The sequence below is a fragment of the Lentzea sp. DG1S-22 genome, assembly GCF_036321065.1.
Classification (GTDB): Bacteria; Actinomycetota; Actinomycetes; order Mycobacteriales; family Pseudonocardiaceae; genus Lentzea; species Lentzea jiangxiensis.
The window spans coordinates 154,207-170,787 of the sequence record NZ_CP143276.1 but is presented as its reverse complement, the minus strand read 5'-3'; the positions used below and the strand labels follow the sequence as shown (position 1 = coordinate 170,787).

The following is a 16,581-nucleotide window of genomic DNA, read 5'->3' as shown; positions in this document are numbered from 1 at the left end:
CATCCCTCAGCGGTCGTAGAGCTTCGCCATCACGCTGAAGTAGTGGGTCGGCATGATGCGGGCGAGCGCGTCGAACACGTAGGCGTCCGGCCCGACCAGCACCCGCGACTTCCCCTTCTCGACACCGCGGTGGATGATCTCGGCCGCCTTGTCCGGGGTCGTCAGGGCCATCTTGTCGAAGTCCGCCGCCATCTGCTCCCGCGACCGGCCGCGCACGTCGAGCTCGCTGTAGACGCGCGCGTTGCGGATGATGTTGGTCTTGATGCCGCCGGGGTGCACGGTGACGGCGGAGACGCCCGTGCCGCGCAGCTCCTGGCGCAGCGAGTCGGTGAAGCCGCGGACGGCGAACTTCGCGGCGCAGTAGGCGCTCTGGTTCGGCATGCCGACGAGCCCGAACACGCTGGAGGTGTTCACGACGACGCCGTGGTTCTGCTCCACGAGCTGCGGCAGGAACGCCCGCGTGCCGTGCACGACTCCCCAGTAGTTGATGTCGAACAGCCAGGTGTCGTCCTCCGGCACGGAGTCCAGCACGCTCGTCGAGGTGGCGACGCCCGCGTTGTTGAACACCGCGGCCAGCGGGAGGTCCAGCCAGTCCCGGACCTCCCGCGCGAACTCGCGGACGTCACCCGCGTCGCGCACGTCGAGCACCCGCGTGAGGACCGGGCCGGTGAGCGAGGCCGCGGTCTTCTCCAGCTCGACCTCGTCGACGTCGGCGATGGCCACCGGACAACCGTTGCGGGACAACCGCCGCGCGAGGCTGCGGCCGATCCCCGAGGCCGCCCCGGTGATCACCGCCGGACGCCCTGAGATCCTGCGGACCATGTCTGCTCCTGTCGTCGGGACGGCGGGGCCCCCACGTTAGCGGCGCAGTTCGGGGAACTGGTCGTCCCTCCACTCCCCGGACGCCTCGACGCCCGCCTCCTCCCGCGTGCGCAGGTCGACGCGGCGGATCTTGCCCGACACGGTCTTCGGCAGCTCGGAGAACTCCAGCCGCCGGATCCGCTGGAACGGGGCCAGGTTCTCGCGCGCATGCCGCAGGATCTGCAACGCGGTCTCGCGGGTCGGCTCCCAGCCCGCGCTCAGCGCCACGTACGCCTTGGGCACGGCGAGCCGCAGCGGGTCCGGTGACGGCACGACCGCGGCCTCCGTGACGGCGGGGTGCTCGATCAGCACGCTCTCCAGCTCGAACGGCGAGATCTTGTAGTCCGACGCCTTGAACACGTCGTCCGTGCGCCCGATGTAGAACAGGTAGCCGTCCTCGTCGCGGCTCGCGACGTCCCCGGTGTGGTAGAAACCGCCGGCCATCGCCTCGGCGTTGCGCTCCTCGTCGCCGTGGTAGCCGACCATGAGCGACATCGGCCGTTGCGCCAGGTCGATGCAGATCTCCCCCTCGTCCGCGAGCTCGCCGGTGATCGGGTCGACGAGCACGACCGGGACGCCGGGCAGCGGCCGTCCCATCGAGCCGGGCTTCACCTCCGCGCCCGGCACGTTGCCGACGGACAGCGTGGTCTCGGTCTGCCCGAAGCCGTCGCGGATCGTGAGACCCCACTGCGCGCGGACCTGCTCGACCACCTCGGGGTTGAGCGGCTCGCCGGCGGCGACGACCTCCCGCAGCGCGCCGGGACCGCCGCTCAGGTCGGCCTTGATCAGCATCCGCCAGACCGTCGGCGGCGCGCAGAACGTGGTGACGCCCTTGGCGCGGATCTGGCCGAGCAACACGGCGGCGTCGAACCGCGCGTAGTTGTGCACGAAGATCGTCGCCTCGGCGATCCACGGCGCGAAGAAGCAGCTCCAGGCGTGCTTGGCCCAGCCGGGCGAGCTGATGTTGAGGTGCACGTCTCCGGGGCGGATGCCGATCCAGCGCAGGGTGGTGAGGTGCCCGACCGGGTACGAGGTCTGGGTGTGCTCGACGAGCTTCGGGCGGCTGGTCGTGCCCGAGGTGAAGTACAGCAGCAGCCGGTCGTCCGCCCTGGTCCTCGGGTGCGGCACCGGGCTGTCGGACGCCTCGGCTGCCTCCGCGAAGTCGAGCCACCCCGGCGTGGCACCGCCGACGCCGATCAGCACGGGGCCGTCCTCGAACTTGCCGGCGTCCTCCACGCGGGCGACGACGTGCCGGACGGCGCCGCGCCGCAGGCGGTCGGCGAGGTCCGCCGGTCCGAGGGCGGTGGTGGTCGGCATGACCACGGCGCCGAGCTTCATCACCGCGAGCATCGACTCCCACAGCTCGACCTGGTTGCCGAGCATGATCATCACGCTGTCGCCCTTGCCGACGCCGTGCCGCGCGAGCCAGCGCGCGACGCGGTTCGAGCGGCGGCGCATCTCGTCGAACGAGTAGGCGCGCTCGGAGCCGTCCTCCTCGACGATGTGCAGCGCGGTGGTGGTGTTGCCGTCGGCGATCACGTCGAACCAGTCGTGCGCCCAGTTGAAGCTCGTGCCGAAGCTCGGCCACGTGAACGCTTCCGGGTCGCTGAGCACGAGGTCGCGGGCCGCGCGGTAGGTGTCGTGACTGGTCATCGTTGGCCTCCTGTTCCGCCGGCACAGAGGGTGGGGAGGGCTCGGCCGATCGGGATACCCCCGTCCGGGGGTGCCCCCCTTTTCGAGGGTGCCGTCGTCAGCGAAACTGCTGGACGTGCCGCCAGACCGCTTCCAGGCGTTGCTGCCGCAACGGCTGGACATGCTCCGCCGAGCCACCGGGCTGCCCGTCGTGTTCGGCGGTGCCGTCACGCCCGGCCACGACCTGGTGCTGAGCAGCTTCTTCGGCACGCACGGCACGTCGTTGCGGGGACTGCGCATCGGCACCGGCCGCGGCCTCGGCGGCACCGCGATCGCGATGGGCACGGCGGTCCGCGTCAACGACTACGCCTCCACCCGGGCGATCACCCACGAGTTCGACCAGATGGTGGTCGTGGAGGAACGGCTCACCTCGGTGTTCGCCTACCCGGTGACGGTGCGCGGCACCGTGCACGGCGTCCTGTACGGGGCCGTGCGCGGGCAGGCGACCGTCGGCGACCGGGCGATCAGGATGGCCGGCGCCATCGCGCAGGGCTTCGCACAGGACCTGGACATGCCTTCACTGCACACACAAGCCGCACTCCGCGAACTGGCCGAGGTCACCAAGCTCGTCGGTGATCCGGTGCTGCGCGAACGGCTCCGCAAGGTCCACCGGAACCTCGGCGGCGAGGCTCCCGTCTCCGTCCCGACGGGTCTGACGCCCCGGGAACTCGATACGCTCCGGCTGGCCGCGGTCGGTGCCTCGAACCGGGAGATAGCCGCCGAGCTCGGGTTGAGCACCGAAACCGTCAAGGCCTACCTCCGCAGCTCGATGCGCAAGCTGGGGGTGCACAACAGAACCGCCGCGGTCCACGCGGCGAGGTCGACGGGAGCGCTCTGAATGTCGTTGCTGCAGAAGGCCGTCACCGGCACGGACCGCCTGCTGTACAAGCTGACCGGCGGCAAGGTCGGGCTCGTGTCGTTCAGCGGCCAGAAGGGCCTCACACTCATCACCACCGGCGCCAAGACCGGTGAGCGGCGCGAGAACCAGGTCCAGTACGTGGCCGACGGCGACTCGATGCTGGTCGTCGGGTCGAACTGGGGCAAGCCGCACCACCCGGCGTGGACGGCGAACCTGCTGAAGAACCCGGACGTCAGGGTGAACGTGCGCGGCGACGTCCGCGACGTGCGGGCGACGCTGCTCCAGGGCGCCGAACGCGAGGAGGCCTGGGCGAGGATGGTGCAGGCCTGGCCCGCGTTCCAGGACTACGTGAAGCGCTCGGGCGGTCGCGAGCTGCGGGTCTTCCGCCTCACCGCGCGCTGAGCCCCACGCCGGCCAGGCGTCCACCTCACGGTTTTCCACCGAGGTCGTCCAGGTACAGGCGGACCAGCTGCTCGTAGGTGTCGTCGAGCTCCTCCGGCAGGCCGAAGCCGCCACCCGACTCGATCGACGCGAAGCCGTGCACGATCACCCGCAGCCGCCGCGTGGCGTGGACGGCGTCCGAGCCCTCCAGGCCGTAGCCCCGCAGGGTCGCGTACATGACCTCGACGAGCTTCTGCCCCGCCGCCTTCTGCAGGTCGTCGTGCAGCGGGTTCATCGGAGCGGCCGCGTAGCGCTTCGGGTGCTGCCGGACGTACGCCCGGTACGCGTGCATGAGCGCGCGGACGGCGTCGTCCCCCGACCGGCCGAGGACAGCGCCGGTGAAGTGGGACGTCATGTCCTCCAGCACCCGCGCGCCGAGGTGGCCGCGCAGCTCCGCGAGGCTCGCGACGTGCTTGTAGAGCGACGGCGTGGCGACCCCGGTGCGGGCGGCGACGGCGGCGAGCGTCAGTCCTCCGACGCCCTGCTCGTCGACCAGCTCCAGCGCGGCGTCCACGACCTTGGCGGTGGTGAGACCTGCTCGAACAGCCATAGCCTCAAAGCTAATTACAATAGCCTGGCGTCGTCAAGGGCGCCTTCCTGACGATGTGACCCACGAGGGCGATAGTGGCCATAAGGGCGACGAGGCCACAGACGCCGTACCACCCGAACCGTACGAACGCCTGCACGCCCAGCCACGATCCGACCGCACCGCCGATGTACGCGCACGTCATGTAGGCGGTGTTCAGGCGTCCGCGATGGGTGTCGCTCAGGTCGTACATGCGGATGGAGTTGGCCACCGAACCGCACTGCATCGCCACGTCGAGCACCAGCGTGCCGAGCACCAGGGCGACCAGCCCGGCGACGCCACCGGCACCGCCGAACGCGAGCACTCCGGCCGACCCGGCCACCGCGAGCATGCAGACCAGGTTCACCGGATCCGGTCCGCGCCGGTCCACGATCCGCCCGGCGATCGGTGTCGCGGCCATCGTCACGAGGTTGACCAGCGCCAGCAGCCCGACGGCCTGCGCGCCGTAGCCGTACCGCGGACCGGTCAGCAGCAGCGCGGCACTCCCCCAGACCGCGCTGAACGCCCCGAAGACCATCGCCTGGTAGCCGCACGACCGGCGCAGTTCGGGTTCGTCCCGCAGCAGCCGCAACGGTTCCAGCAGCAGCGAGGGGTACGGCTGCCGCGTGTGCGGCTCGGTCGCCGGCAGCGCCCGCCACAGCGCCACGGCCATCACGAACGCGAGCCCGGAGGCCACGAGGTACGGCGCCCGCCAGTCCAGCCACTCCCCGAGCACGCCGCCGGCGGTGCGCGCGAGCAGCATCCCGCCGATCGACCCGGCGAGCATCGTCCCGCTGGTCACGCCCCGGTTCTCCGGGGACACCATCCCGGCCACCATCGGCCCGATGATCGGGGCGATCACCGTCGCGACCCCCACGGCCACCCCCGCGGCGAACAGCGGCCCGAACGACGGCGCGAACCCCGCGACGGCCAGCCCCAGCCCCGTGGCGGTGAACAGCGCGGCGATCAACGGCCGGTACGGCACCCGGTCGCCCAGCGGCACCAGCAGGAAGATCCCGCACGCGTACCCGATCTGCGCGGCCGTGACGACCAGCGCGGCACCGCCCGCCGGGATGCCGAGCCCGGCGGCGACCAGCGGCGTGAGCGCCTGCGGGAAGTACACGTTGCCGACCGCCACACCGCACGCGACCGCGAGCAGCCACGTCATCCCCCGAGTCATGACCCGAACGCTGTCGGGCGCCACCACCCGGCGCAATCGAATTTGCCCTTCGGGCCCAGGTCGCTGAGCCCATCGGGGGACGGATCTCACCCCACCGGACGCGACGTGGGTGACGTGCGCCGAACGACGGCGGGACAGTTTCCGTCCAAACAGGACGGGCGACACCGCTTCGCCCGGTCCGCTGTCCCAGTAGGACTGATCGCTCCCGCGGCCGCATTCGCGGGAACGCTCCCTGAGAGCGCTCTCATCTGACAAATTCCTGAAAACCTTTACACGTTGACCGAGAGTCACGGCATGACAACACTTCCGAACCACTGGGCGCACAACTAAACACCCCGAAAGGTCGGTTCGATGCAGCGACGCATCGGGACGGCCCTCGCCGCGGCCTTGATGGTCGCCGCGGGGATCACCGTCGCCACCACCAGCCAAGCTCCCCCTGCCAACGCGGCGGTGACCTGGGCCGACGAGTTCAACGCTCCCGCCGGCACCGGTGTCGACGGTGGCAAGTGGCAAATGGAAGTGGGCAACAACAACGGCAACAACAGGGAACACCAGTGGTACCAGGCGGGTACCTCGAACGCGGCGCACGACGGCCAGGGCAACCTGGTCATCACGGCCAAGCGTGAGAACCCCGGCAACTACAACTGCTGGTACGGCAGGTGTCAGTACACCTCCGCCCGCATCAACACCGCGGGCAAGTTCACCCAGACCTACGGCCGGTTCGAAGCGCGGATGAAGATGCCGCGCGGCAAGGGGATCTGGCCCGCGTTCTGGATGCTGGGTGCCGACATCAACACCGGCAACCCGTGGCCGGGCTCCGGCGAGATCGACATCATGGAGTTCCTGGGCCACCAGACGAACACCGTGTACGGCACGATCCACGGCCCCGGCTACTCCGGTTCCGGTGGCCTGCTGCACCAGTACAACGGCCCGAACTTCTCCGACGGCTTCCACAACTTCGCCGTCGACTGGCGTCCGGGTGAGATCGTCTGGTCCGTCGACGGCCAGGTCTACGGCCGCAAGACGCCCGCCGATCTCGGTGGCCGCGAGTGGGTGTTCAACAAGCCGTTCTTCATCATCATCAACCTCGCGGTCGGTGGTGAGTGGCCGGGCTACCCCGACGCCAGCACGACGTTCCCGCAGCAGCTCGTGATCGACTGGGTCCGCGTCTCCAACGACAGCCCGCCCGCCGGCGGTGGCTCGGAGATCCGCGGCATCGGCGGCAAGTGCCTCGACGTGCCCTGGGCGAACACCGCCAACGGCACGCCCATCCAGGTCGTCGGCTGCAACGGCAACGTCGCCCAGAAGTGGAGCCGTCCCGGTGACGGCACGATCCGCGCGCTGGGCAAGTGCCTCGACGTGTCCGGTGGCGGCACCGCCAACGGCACGGTGGTCCAGCTCTGGGACTGCAACGGGTCGGCCGCGCAGCAATGGGCCGTCAGCGGGGCGCAGGACATCGTGAACCCGCAGGCGAACAAGTGCCTGGACACCGTGGGAGGCTCCTCGGCGGACGGCACGAGAACCCACATCTGGCAGTGCCTCGGCGTTGCCAGCCAGAAGTGGCAGGTCTGAGTTCTCTCCCCGCCGGGTTGCGCATGGCCTGACGGGGAGAACAACGGCGCTGGACGTGAGCCCTCGCGGCGGATGGGTTCACGTCCAGCGCTTTCCCGTCACCGCGCCAGGAGCCTGGCGACGGCCCAGTCCTGCACCGCGACGCCGACCGACTTGAACACGGTCCGCCCCTCCCGCAGCGGCGGGTTCCCCAGCGCCGCACCGAGCTCGACGAGCGACTCGAGCCGCAGCACCCCGCTCCGCACCGCCCGGATGATCTCGCCGGCCTCGCTCAGCGCCGCCTCGACCTGGTCCACCACGACGACACCCGCGGTCGCCAGCAGCTCCTGCGGCAGCTCCCGCATCACCGGCCGGTACGACCCGATCGCGTTGACGTGCACCCGTTCCTTCAAAGCCTCACACCGGAACAACGGCACCGTCGACGCCGTCGCACAGCACACGACGTCCGCGCCCTCCACCGCGCTCTCGGCGTCGGCGGCCACGTCCACGACCGTGTCCGGCAACTCGTCCGCCAGGCCCTCCAGCAACGCCTCCGCCTTGCGGGCGTGCCGGTTGAACACGACGAGCTTCTTCAACGGCCGCACCGCGTGCACGGCCCTGATCTGGTCCGCCGCCTGAGCACCGGCTCCCAGCAACGCGAGGTGCGAGGCGTCCTCGTCCGCCAGCAGGTCCGTGGCCACCCCGACCACCGCGCCGGTCCGCAACGTCGTGAGCGGCACCGCGTCCGTCACGAACTGCCCGGCCGGGTGCGAGTACACGACCGTGCCGGTGATGACCGGATCGCGCTCGACATCGATGCTGACCACCTTCACGGCGGTCGACCGCGTGGGCCGGTGGTGCACCGCCATGACGAGCGACCGGCTGTCGCCGAACGCCTGCCGCGGCGGCAGGTCGAACTCCTCCGCGGCGAGCCCGGCGAACGCGGCGCGGACGGCTTCGATCGCTGCGGGCATCGTCATGGTTCGGATCGTAACGACCTTCAGGTTACGATCTCCGTCCACGTCGCAGAGAGTGAGAACGGCACGCGGTGTCAGCGCCCAAGGTGTTCCTGAGCCACAGCACCAAGGGGGACGACGATGCCGCCACTATGCGTCGCCACTTGGAATCCGAACTCCAGGCCCGTGGCTGGCACGTGCTGGTCGACGAGGACGGCCTGCGCGGTGGCGAGGAATGGCGCAGCGTCCTCTACCACTGGATCGCCGACTGCGACGCCGCCGTCGTGCTGATGAGCGACAAGGCGTTGAACTCCCCGTGGGTCAGGCGCGAGATCAACCTGCTGCTGTGGCGCAGAGCTCTCGGCTCACCCTTGACCATCGTGCCGGTCGAACTCTCCCCCACCGCCGATACGGGCGCACCAGAGCTCAACGACCTGCGCGAACTCCAGTTCGTGCGGCGGGGCGACCTCGCGCCCGCCTCGTTCGCCACCGCCATCGCGGCCCGGCTCCCCGACGTGGCCGAGCCCGCCCTGGCCCCCTCGGACCGGATGCGGCTCTGGCTCGCCGACGTCGCGGCGTGCCTGCGCGACGTCACGGAGACCGAACCGCTGCGCGCGGCGGCACAGGCACTGGACGCTCACGAGGAGGAGTGGCACTTCCCCTCCATCCGGGAGGGCCAGCGGTTCCTGGCGCACCTGCTGCTCGGCCGGACCAGCGCCGGCCGCATCCACACAGCGGTCGAGCACGTCGCCCGACCAGCGTCGTCCAGGCTGCGGCAGCTCATCGGACTGGTCACGCCAACGTGGGTGGACGGCGAAGCGGCCCGCGCGTTGCTGCCGGAGCACCGCCAGACCTACGCCGTGCTCAACGCGGAATACACCGAAACGGCGGAGCAGTACGTGCGACGAGCGGCCTGCTGCGCGCTCAACTACCGCACCGCGCAGGTCGGCGTGGTCACCGGGGAGAACCTGGAGGCAGAGCTGCTGCGTGACTGCGAGCGCGCGGTGCGCGACCTGGCCGACCTGCTGCCGGATGACGACCTGACCGACGACATCGAACCACTCGACAGCCAGGTCTGCTTTCTGCTGGTGCACCTCAACGACGCGGTCTTGACCGCGGTCGCACGGGTCGTGCTGCGGCTGCAGGACAGGTTCGCGTGGTTGAACGTGGTCGTGCTGACCGGGAAGGCAGTCGACCCCGCCGACCAGCGGTGGCGTCGGAAGGCGATCGTGCTGCCTGCCCTGGAGGCGGGCGAGGAGATGCTGGCACGGCGCACAGGCCGCCGGTTGCAGAAGTTGCTCGACGAGGTGACGAGTTGAGGAGGAGTGCGGCTGATGCCTGACCTGTCCCGGCTGGACGTGCCGGATCGCCGCGACGGCGAGGCGTACGTGATGTCGAGGAAGCTCGAGCTCGCGGTCGACATCGCCTACGCGACCGGGCGTCCGTTGTTGCTGCGCGGTGATCCCGGCTCGGGCAAGTCGTCGCTTGCGGCCCACATCGCGTTGATGCGCGGCGCGCGCTACTACGAAATGGTCGTGACGTCGCGGACGCAGGCTCAGGATCTGCTGTGGACGTTCGACTCGGTCCGCCGTCTCGCCGACGCCCAGCTGCGAAACGACGTGGACGACCGGAGCTACGTCGAGCCCGGTGTGCTGTGGTGGGCGTTTGCGCGCGATTCCGCCTTGGAGCTGGCGCTCGGTGTGGAGCCGGAGTTCGAAACCAACGCAGAACGCTCGTCCTCGCACGCCGTCGTCCTGATCGATGAGATCGACAAGGCCGACCCGGACCTGCCGAACGGCCTCCTGGTGCCGCTGGGGTCGAACCGCTTCAGGGTGACGGAGACCGGCACGGTCGTGGAGATCGACCATGCGCCGTCCAGCTCGCCGGACAGCAGGAACCTGATCGTCATCACCACGAACGAGGAACGCGAGCTTCCACAGGCGTTCCTGCGTCGCTGCGTGGTGGTGTGGCTGGATCATCCTGACGCCGACGGCCTCGTCGCCATCGCCAGGTCCCACCTCGACACCTATGAGGGTGGAATGAGCAAGGCCGACGAGGACCTGGCCTTCGAACTGGCGACCGCGGTGGTGGAGCTGCGCGCGGAGATGGCGCGGGAGGCGTCCCGCCCACCGAGCACGGCGGAGTTCCTCGACGCGTTGCGGGCATGCCGCAGGCTCGGCATCACGACGAACAGCCCGGAATGGCAGGAACTTCGCGACATGGCCCTCGTCAAACAGCAACCGAACTGATGGCGCCCCAGGTGTGGCTCGGTGACCTGCTGCGCGCTGTCGCGGCGGGTGCGCCACCGCGTCGTGCCGCAGAACTGCTCGGTTTGGTTCCGGAGGCGGCGCCCGCGCCTGCGGTCGCCGAGCTCGTCGCCGCCGAACAACCGCAGGCGACTCCGCCGCTGCCCCCGGACCCGGTGGCGAAGCCGAGGGCCGAGCCTCCCCCAGCCGACGAGGAACCGCCGCCCCAGGCCATTCCGATGCTCCCGGAGTCGTCGACTCTGCCCCTGCGCGAGACCGACTGGTCACCGTTGCCGTCGCTGCGGTTGCCGGAGGACGACCAGTCCCCGAGACCGACACCGCTGCTGGCGCCCAGGACCGCTGCGGCAGTGCTGCATGCCGTGCTCGCCACTTTCGCCGCAGATGGCGACCCCGATGTCGAGGCCATCACCCGGTCATGGGCACAGGCGAAACCACTGCGAACGTTGCCGGTGAAGCCCCGCGCCACATTGCGTTTCGGCGTGCAGGTGCTCGTGGACACGGGTGAAGGAATGCAGCTCTTCGCGAGCGACCAACGTGACCTCGTGGCTCGCATCCGCTCAGTCGCGGGAGCCGAGAACGTTCGCCTGCTGTACTTCTCCGACGTGCCGAGCCGCGGTGCGGGCTCAGGGGGCCGTCGTACGTGGCGCCTGTACGAACCGCCCAGCACCGGCAGCCGTGTTCTGCTGATCTCGGATTTCGGCATCGGCGGCCCGCGGTTCCACCACCGCCGCAGCACAACGGCCGAATGGCGGGCGTTCCTCGCGGCGGTGCGCCGCGCGGGCTGCTCACCGATCGGTCTGGTGCCGTACCCACCTTCTCGCTGGCCCGCCTGGCTCGCCTCGTCGTTGCCGTTGCTCTTGTGGGATCGAAGCACCACTGTCAGCCGCGCCTCAGTGGCGGTGCGCCGTGGTTGAGCCGTATGAGAGCCTCGCGACGGCGCTGAGTGTGGCGGTGCGCATCGAACCGGAACTCATCCGGGCTGTGCGGGTCGCGCTGTTCCCACGGTTCGACGTGTCCGCCGAGGCTGATCTCTGGTTCAGCCCTCTGGTGCAGTCACGCGGCCCGCATGGCATCGTCTTCGATCACGACGCCTCCGCGCGTCTTCGCGCCGCCCTGGCATCATGGCTGCGTACCGCCCCTCCAGACGATCCCGTGCACCGTCTCGGCGACATCATCTCTTCCGTCCACGAGCGACTTTCCCCTGCACTCGCGTTGGAGGAACGCGTCACCTGGCTCGCGGTCACCGGCCGCGAAGACAGCATCGACGCCGAGCTCCAGCCCGCGCTGAAGGCCCTGGTGCGGGAGAACCGGACCGGCGTCGCCGACTGGTTCGTCGCGGCCTGGCACCGCTTGCCGCAGAACGCCCGTCAGACCGTCACCGCGTGGAAGCTCGCCCAGGTTGCCCGGCCTGACCTGCACAGCTCCGCACCTCCGCTCAGTCTGCTGCACGACCCGAGCGACCTCGATCTCGCCGACATCCTGTCCATGCTCCCCGATTCCCGTTTGTTGGTGCACCGCACCATGAACACGCTGGAGATCGGCGACTTCGAGGCTGTCGCCGGCACCGTGGGGATCTTGGTGCCCGACACTGATCCACGGCTGCTGACCATCGGCTCGAAGACCGTATCCGTGCGGCGGGGGACCAGCGCTCGGATCACGGTCGACCCCGGCGCACTGCAGGTGACCACGGCACGTGGCGTGGTCTACGAGATCGCCGCGCCTCCTCCCGCCCGCGGGCTGTTCCTGGTGGCGGGTAACAGCACCGACCCGAACCTCACCATGCCCGGCGGCGGGTACGAGACGCGGAAGGTGCTGACTCCGGTACCGGAGGACGACAGGGCCGGTGTGCTCGATGATCTCGCAACCACCGGCGCGAACGGCGGGCCACTGGTGATCTGCTGGCAGGGACCGGAGGAGCCGGAACAGGGTCTTTCCACGCTGGACCTGATGCGCGCCTACCACGACGCCGGCGGCACCCAGTTGCTCCTGTTGCTCCAGACCCCGAGCCTCTCGTGGCCCACTCTCCCCGAGGAGTTGTGCGGTAGCACCCCCGACGGTGCCTGGACCGCTGTGGTGGTCAAGCCGGTGGACGCCGGGGAACCGCTCGCCCTCGCGCTGATCAGACTGCTCGGCAGCGGACCGTCGACCGCGGTGGGACGACGCCGGTGGCCAGAGAGGAACGAGCGCCTCTCCGGTCGGGATGTGCTGACCGCACTGGTGGTGGAGGCAGGCGATCCCGAACCCGCCATCGCCGAGAACGCGGGGCAGCCCCTGCCGATGTTCCACAACCCGCTGCACGGGCGGACCGCACCGGAAGCCACAGTCACGCCGTGGTTCGACATCAGTGCCGAGATCGACGAGGTGGTCCGGTGGGCACGGAGTCGAACGGGCCGCGTGCTGGTGATAACCGGCGGTCGCAACAGCGGCAAGACCACGATCCTCGACGTCGTCGGACGGGAGACGTCCTTCACACTCGCGACCGACAGCGCCCTCGACTCGTTGGCCGGATACACCCCCTCGCCCGGGGAACAGGTGATGATCGACGACCTCGACGCGCGCGAAGATCCTCGGTGGCCGGAGGAGATCATCCGCCACAGTCGCGGAGGTGTGCGTTTCATCGTGACGTTGCGCCGCCATTCGTCGTTGATCGATCAGTTGACCGCCTCTGCCTCGGTTACCGTCATCGACTTGGACGACCTGCGTGCGCACGTGGTTCGCCGGCTGTTCGGGGTCACCCCCCACATGTCCGCGGAGGAGATCGCCACCTTCCTCGTCGACACGGAAGCCATGTCCCCGGCCCTGGTGCGACGCACGACGAGAGAGCTTCGCGAGCACCCCGTGTCGACTCGTCCCGACAGCGACTGGCAGCGAGAGGTGCTAGGTGTGCTGTACTCGGCTTTCGACAAGGACCTGCGTGACGACGGCACAGCGCGTTTGCTGCTGAGCGCGCTGGCCTGGGCGCACGGCACAGGAATGCCCATGGCCGAATGGCTGGCATGCGCACACGCGGTTCATCCAAACAGCGGAATTTCCGTCACCGAGAAAGACGCAAGGGCCGCGCTGCGCGACTTCGGCCACTACGCGTCGAGCAACATCAGAGGGCACCGGCTCGCAAACCAGAGTCTCGCCACCTATCTCAAGTCGTCGGCGGACCACGAGGCAGCTCAGCGGATCTTCCAAGCTCTCGCCGGCCTCGTACCGACCTGGGGAACACCGGACAACTACCTGCGGCACCGGTTGCGCGACCACGCGATCGAGGTGGGCGCGGCAAGCCTGCCCAAGCTCCGCGAGCTGGCGGAGTGGAACTCCGCGTGGCGAGCCGACGTCGGTTTCGTCGCTGCCGCGCTCGTGAACCGGACCACCGGCGCCGACCGCATCGCCCTCGCCCGAACCGCGGTCGAGGTGTACACGGAGATCGTCAACACCGATCGCAAGGCCACCACCGAACTCCGCACGGCACTCGACCTCCTGGAGGAGAGTCTCCGCGAGAACGGTCAGCACGAGGCGGCCGAGATGGTCTGGAGTGAGACGCTCGACAAGCTTCCGGCCAATGTCGCCGCCCTGCTCGAACGACGCACGAACCTGCCGCCGACGCCCAAGCCGCGGGGAATCAAGCCGAACGACCTCGTCGTCCTCGTTCCGGGTGTGAAGGACAACAACCTGCGTCTGCGGCGTTGGACGCCGCTGCCGGACGACCTCGGCGACGACAGTCCTCGCGGTGGCCCCGCTGACGCCGAGCTGGACCCCGACGGCTACTTCCCGATGCTCGACCTGCTGCGCGGCCTCGGCTACACCGAGCGCCGCGGCAACCTCCTTCCACTGCCCTACGACTGGCGTCTCTCCCACCGCCGCATCGGCGAACTGCTGGGTGAACGAGTCGAGGACGCCCTGTCGGTCTGGCGCCGGAAGTACCGCGGCAACATGTTCGCCGGAGTCGTGTTCATCTGCGTGACCACAGGTGGCCTACCCGTGCGCTGGTACGTCGAACGCTGTGGTGGCGCCCGCATCACCAACGGCGTCATCACCATCGGCACCCCTGTCCAGGGTTCGGTTCGCGCGCTGGAGAAACTGGTGAACGGCACCTGGCAGCGCGGCACCGCCGACTTCTGGCGCAGCCTCCCGTCGAGCTACCAGGCCCTGCCCGTCTACGACTGTGTCCACGAGGACGGCGGCTTGGTGCCCCTCGCCGACGCCGCTGTGCCAGGCCTCGACCCCGGCCGGGTGGCGGACGGCGTCGAGTTCCTCAACGACCTGATCGCCGCGGAGAACGCCCGGCCGGAGAGTCTGAGCACCTCTCACGCCGTGGTCGGAGTCCGGCTCGACACCCCGACCACGGCAAGGATCGCGGATGACAGGATCGAGGTGCACGACGAATCCGGGCCGCAGGGCGGCGCCGGCGACTCCCACGTCCCCGAGTTCGCCGCCAGACACCCCGGCGTGGACCCGGTGGCTCGGGTACAGGCCACACATGAACTGCTGCACCGCGACCCGGAGGTGCTCGCAGCACTCGCAAAGCTCCTCAAGGCCGCACCGGTCGCGCCGGTCACACGTCGGTCCGGTGACATCGCCGGTGGCGTTTGACCGACAGCAGGAAACAGGCCCACCCGTTGACCCCCACCTCGACGTGGGCGGTGGGTGCCTTACTGTCGCGGATGCCGACGCCGGTGGCGACTTCGACGCAGGCGCTGGCGTTCGCGCTGTAGGTGCTCTTGTGCCACGCGGCCATCGAGGTCTCCTCACGTCAGCAGCTTCTTGATCAGCTCCCTCGATTGTTCCGCATCCAGGGCGACGAGTTCGAGCCCTTCGACGATCCGCCGGTACGCCTTGACGGCGCCGGGGGACTCGATGATCAGGCTGGAGTTCTCGCTCTCCAGGAACACGGCGTCGTCGTACCTGTCGAAGGTCAGCATGTCGAACGACCCGGCCATGCCCGCGTGCGCTCCGACCCCGAGCGGCACGACCCTGAGATCGATGCTCGGCCTGGCGGCCAGCTTGTCCAGGTGCAGCAGCTGCTCGCGCATCACCCCCGGCCCGCCGACCTCGTTCAGCAACACCGGTTCGGGGATGAAGAAGCGCGCCTGCAACCCGCTGCGGAACGCCTCCTGCCGCAAAGCCCGCGCCGCCACCCGCGCGTCCCGCTCGTCGGCGGGCACGTTCGCGCAGGCGGCCAGCACAGCGCGGGTGTAGTCCGAGGTCTGCAACATGCCGTGCAGCAACATCGTCTGCCAGCTGACCAGCTTCTCCGCGAGGCGCTCGTGCTCGACCAGCGTCCTGGGGCTGATCGGCGCGCACACGCCGTGGTCCTGCCACCAGCCCTTCACGCCGGTGCCGGGGAAGAGCGACATCAGGTGGTCGCGTTCCGCCTGCGGTGTCCGGCAGACGCCCAGAAGCAGCGCCAGCTCCAGTTCGGACGAGCCGCCCTTGCCGTTTACGAGGTCGGAAAGCTTCGCTTCCTGCCACCCGAGGAGATCGGCGACAGCGCGTGAAGTCATTCCCGTGGCGGCGATGGCCGCGCGGAGGCCGTCCCCGAACTCACGGCCTCTCACAGTGGAGAATCTTTTCGGCATGGCGAAGACCGTAGACCCGTCCACCACCATTCCAGAACGTGTGACCGCAACACAACCCAAAAGGGCGTTAGCTTGGACCACTTCCAAGTCGCACAATGACCTGGTGAGATTTCGTTGGACGCCCCACGGGGGGCTGCGTCACGCCATCCCGGACGACCTGACCTGGGGACAGGCCGTCGAGACGCTGTGCGGCGATCCGTTCATCCCGCAGCAGATAGGCCTGTGGCGCGACAAGAACGTGTGGCCGACCTGCCCGGACTGCGACGGCATCTGGCGCGAGAGCGAGGGGATCCTGCCATGGCCGCGGAAATCCTGACGGAAGACCTTCTGCGCGTATCTCTTCAACGCCTCTCGCGTGAGGTGGTGAAGACTTATCCACAGTTTGGCGAGATGCTCGCACAAAATATGTTGCGCACATGCGGACTGATTCCCGACCTCGAGCGCGCAGCGCACTATAGGGAGTTGGGCACACTTCTCATCGACCTCGGCCGGCTGTACCTCGCCGAGGCCGAGGAGCTGTCCACGGTGCAGGCGCCGCCTGCTTGAAGTCCGGTGTCGTCACGACCGCGCGGCCGCTGGTGCCGGACCCGTGAGCCGGTGTCGCCGGGCCCTGCCCACCGGCGGCCGGGGCGGTCCCGCGGG

At 69.4% G+C, this 16,581-nt stretch carries 16 protein-coding genes; 9 read left to right on the top strand and 7 right to left on the bottom strand.

Annotated features, from left to right (window positions below; all coding sequences use genetic code 11):
- Positions 1–6: 6 nt before the first annotated feature.
- Together V1227_RS00845 and V1227_RS00840 are read right to left on the bottom strand one after the other, a co-directional pair.
- Entirely contained in the window at positions 7–822 is an 816-nt protein-coding gene (locus V1227_RS00845; protein ID WP_329790466.1) for an SDR family NAD(P)-dependent oxidoreductase, read from the bottom strand.
- Positions 823–858: 36 nt separating this feature from the next.
- Positions 859–2,514 (bottom strand): AMP-binding protein, encoded by a 1,656-nt coding sequence (locus V1227_RS00840; protein WP_329790465.1) that lies wholly within the window; start codon positions 2,512–2,514, stop codon positions 859–861.
- A 115-nt stretch (positions 2,515–2,629) separates the two neighbouring features.
- On the opposite strand from V1227_RS00840, the gene V1227_RS00835 reads away from it, so the two are divergent.
- Both V1227_RS00835 and V1227_RS00830 read left to right on the top strand, forming a co-directional pair.
- Positions 2,630–3,391 carry a LuxR C-terminal-related transcriptional regulator gene (locus V1227_RS00835; RefSeq protein ID WP_329790464.1) on the top strand — a complete coding sequence of 254 codons (762 nt, stop codon included), beginning with the start codon at positions 2,630–2,632 and terminating at the stop codon, positions 3,389–3,391.
- Positions 3,392–3,814, top strand: a complete 423-nt coding sequence (locus V1227_RS00830; RefSeq protein ID WP_329790463.1) for a nitroreductase family deazaflavin-dependent oxidoreductase — start codon at positions 3,392–3,394, stop codon at positions 3,812–3,814.
- Between the two features lie 25 nt (positions 3,815–3,839).
- On the opposite strand, the gene V1227_RS00825 is transcribed toward V1227_RS00830, so the two are convergent.
- Positions 3,840–4,403 carry a TetR/AcrR family transcriptional regulator gene (locus V1227_RS00825; protein ID WP_329790462.1) on the bottom strand — a complete coding sequence of 188 codons (564 nt, stop codon included), beginning with the start codon at positions 4,401–4,403 and terminating at the stop codon, positions 3,840–3,842.
- Positions 4,404–4,413: 10 nt separating this feature from the next.
- Complete coding sequence (locus V1227_RS00820; protein WP_329790461.1) at positions 4,414–5,598, bottom strand: MFS transporter; 1,185 nt, start codon at positions 5,596–5,598, stop codon at positions 4,414–4,416.
- 351 nt (positions 5,599–5,949) lie between these two features.
- Here V1227_RS00820 and V1227_RS00815 point away from each other — a divergent pair, with 351 nt between their 5' ends.
- A complete protein-coding gene (locus tag V1227_RS00815) occupies positions 5,950–7,170 on the top strand; it encodes a glycoside hydrolase family 16 protein (protein WP_090103666.1) in 1,221 nt (406 codons plus the stop codon).
- Between the two features lie 98 nt (positions 7,171–7,268).
- Here the strand turns inward: V1227_RS00815 and V1227_RS00810 are convergent, their stop codons facing one another.
- Entirely contained in the window at positions 7,269–8,129 is an 861-nt protein-coding gene (locus V1227_RS00810) for an ornithine cyclodeaminase family protein (protein WP_329790460.1), read from the bottom strand.
- Between the two features lie 68 nt (positions 8,130–8,197).
- On the opposite strand from V1227_RS00810, the gene V1227_RS00805 reads away from it, so the two are divergent.
- From V1227_RS00805 to V1227_RS00790, 4 genes are all read left to right on the top strand, one after another.
- Positions 8,198–9,424 carry a toll/interleukin-1 receptor domain-containing protein gene (locus tag V1227_RS00805; protein WP_329790459.1) on the top strand — a complete coding sequence of 409 codons (1,227 nt, stop codon included), beginning with the start codon at positions 8,198–8,200 and terminating at the stop codon, positions 9,422–9,424.
- Positions 9,425–9,439: 15 nt separating this feature from the next.
- Positions 9,440–10,354: an AAA family ATPase gene (locus V1227_RS00800; RefSeq protein ID WP_329790458.1), complete on the top strand. Its 915-nt coding sequence runs from the start codon at positions 9,440–9,442 to the stop codon at positions 10,352–10,354.
- On the top strand, positions 10,354–11,286 hold the full coding sequence (locus V1227_RS00795) for a hypothetical protein (RefSeq protein WP_329790457.1): 933 nt from the start codon (positions 10,354–10,356) through the stop codon (positions 11,284–11,286). The genes V1227_RS00800 and V1227_RS00795 overlap by 1 nt, the downstream gene beginning before the upstream one ends.
- 298 nt (positions 11,287–11,584) lie before the next feature.
- Entirely contained in the window at positions 11,585–14,953 is a 3,369-nt protein-coding gene (locus V1227_RS00790; RefSeq protein WP_329790456.1) for a hypothetical protein, read from the top strand.
- On the opposite strand, the gene V1227_RS00785 is transcribed toward V1227_RS00790, so the two are convergent.
- Together V1227_RS00785 and V1227_RS00780 are read right to left on the bottom strand one after the other, a co-directional pair.
- Positions 14,916–15,098 (bottom strand): DUF397 domain-containing protein, encoded by a 183-nt coding sequence (locus V1227_RS00785; RefSeq protein WP_329790455.1) that lies wholly within the window; start codon positions 15,096–15,098, stop codon positions 14,916–14,918. The genes V1227_RS00790 and V1227_RS00785 overlap by 38 nt on opposite strands.
- 10 nt (positions 15,099–15,108) lie before the next feature.
- Positions 15,109–15,939, bottom strand: a complete 831-nt coding sequence (locus V1227_RS00780; RefSeq protein ID WP_329790454.1) for a DUF5753 domain-containing protein — start codon at positions 15,937–15,939, stop codon at positions 15,109–15,111.
- A 103-nt stretch (positions 15,940–16,042) separates the two neighbouring features.
- On the opposite strand from V1227_RS00780, the gene V1227_RS00775 reads away from it, so the two are divergent.
- Together V1227_RS00775 and V1227_RS00770 are read left to right on the top strand one after the other, a co-directional pair.
- On the top strand, positions 16,043–16,255 hold the full coding sequence (locus V1227_RS00775; RefSeq protein WP_329790453.1) for a DUF3039 domain-containing protein: 213 nt from the start codon (positions 16,043–16,045) through the stop codon (positions 16,253–16,255).
- A complete protein-coding gene (locus V1227_RS00770; protein ID WP_329790452.1) occupies positions 16,237–16,485 on the top strand; it encodes a hypothetical protein in 249 nt (82 codons plus the stop codon). The genes V1227_RS00775 and V1227_RS00770 overlap by 19 nt, the downstream gene beginning before the upstream one ends.
- Positions 16,486–16,581 lie beyond the last annotated feature (96 nt).

Bases quoted from the DNA above. Each gene is read 5' to 3' on its own strand.
- V1227_RS00845 (WP_329790466.1), bottom strand. From the start codon at position 822: ATGGTCCGCAGGATCTCAGGGCGTCCGGCGGTGATCACCGGGGCGGCC.
- V1227_RS00840 (WP_329790465.1), bottom strand. From the start codon at position 2,514: ATGACCAGTCACGACACCTACCGCGCGGCCCGCGACCTCGTGCTCAGC.
- V1227_RS00830 (WP_329790463.1), top strand. From the start codon at position 3,392: ATGTCGTTGCTGCAGAAGGCCGTCACCGGCACGGACCGCCTGCTGTAC.
- V1227_RS00825 (WP_329790462.1), bottom strand. From the start codon at position 4,403: ATGGCTGTTCGAGCAGGTCTCACCACCGCCAAGGTCGTGGACGCCGCG.
- V1227_RS00820 (WP_329790461.1), bottom strand. From the start codon at position 5,598: ATGACTCGGGGGATGACGTGGCTGCTCGCGGTCGCGTGCGGTGTGGCG.
- V1227_RS00815 (WP_090103666.1), top strand. From the start codon at position 5,950: ATGCAGCGACGCATCGGGACGGCCCTCGCCGCGGCCTTGATGGTCGCC.
- V1227_RS00810 (WP_329790460.1), bottom strand. From the start codon at position 8,129: ATGACGATGCCCGCAGCGATCGAAGCCGTCCGCGCCGCGTTCGCCGGG.
- V1227_RS00800 (WP_329790458.1), top strand. From the start codon at position 9,440: ATGCCTGACCTGTCCCGGCTGGACGTGCCGGATCGCCGCGACGGCGAG.
- V1227_RS00795 (WP_329790457.1), top strand. From the start codon at position 10,354: ATGGCGCCCCAGGTGTGGCTCGGTGACCTGCTGCGCGCTGTCGCGGCG.
- V1227_RS00785 (WP_329790455.1), bottom strand. From the start codon at position 15,098: ATGGCCGCGTGGCACAAGAGCACCTACAGCGCGAACGCCAGCGCCTGC.
- V1227_RS00780 (WP_329790454.1), bottom strand. From the start codon at position 15,939: ATGCCGAAAAGATTCTCCACTGTGAGAGGCCGTGAGTTCGGGGACGGC.
- V1227_RS00770 (WP_329790452.1), top strand. From the start codon at position 16,237: ATGGCCGCGGAAATCCTGACGGAAGACCTTCTGCGCGTATCTCTTCAA.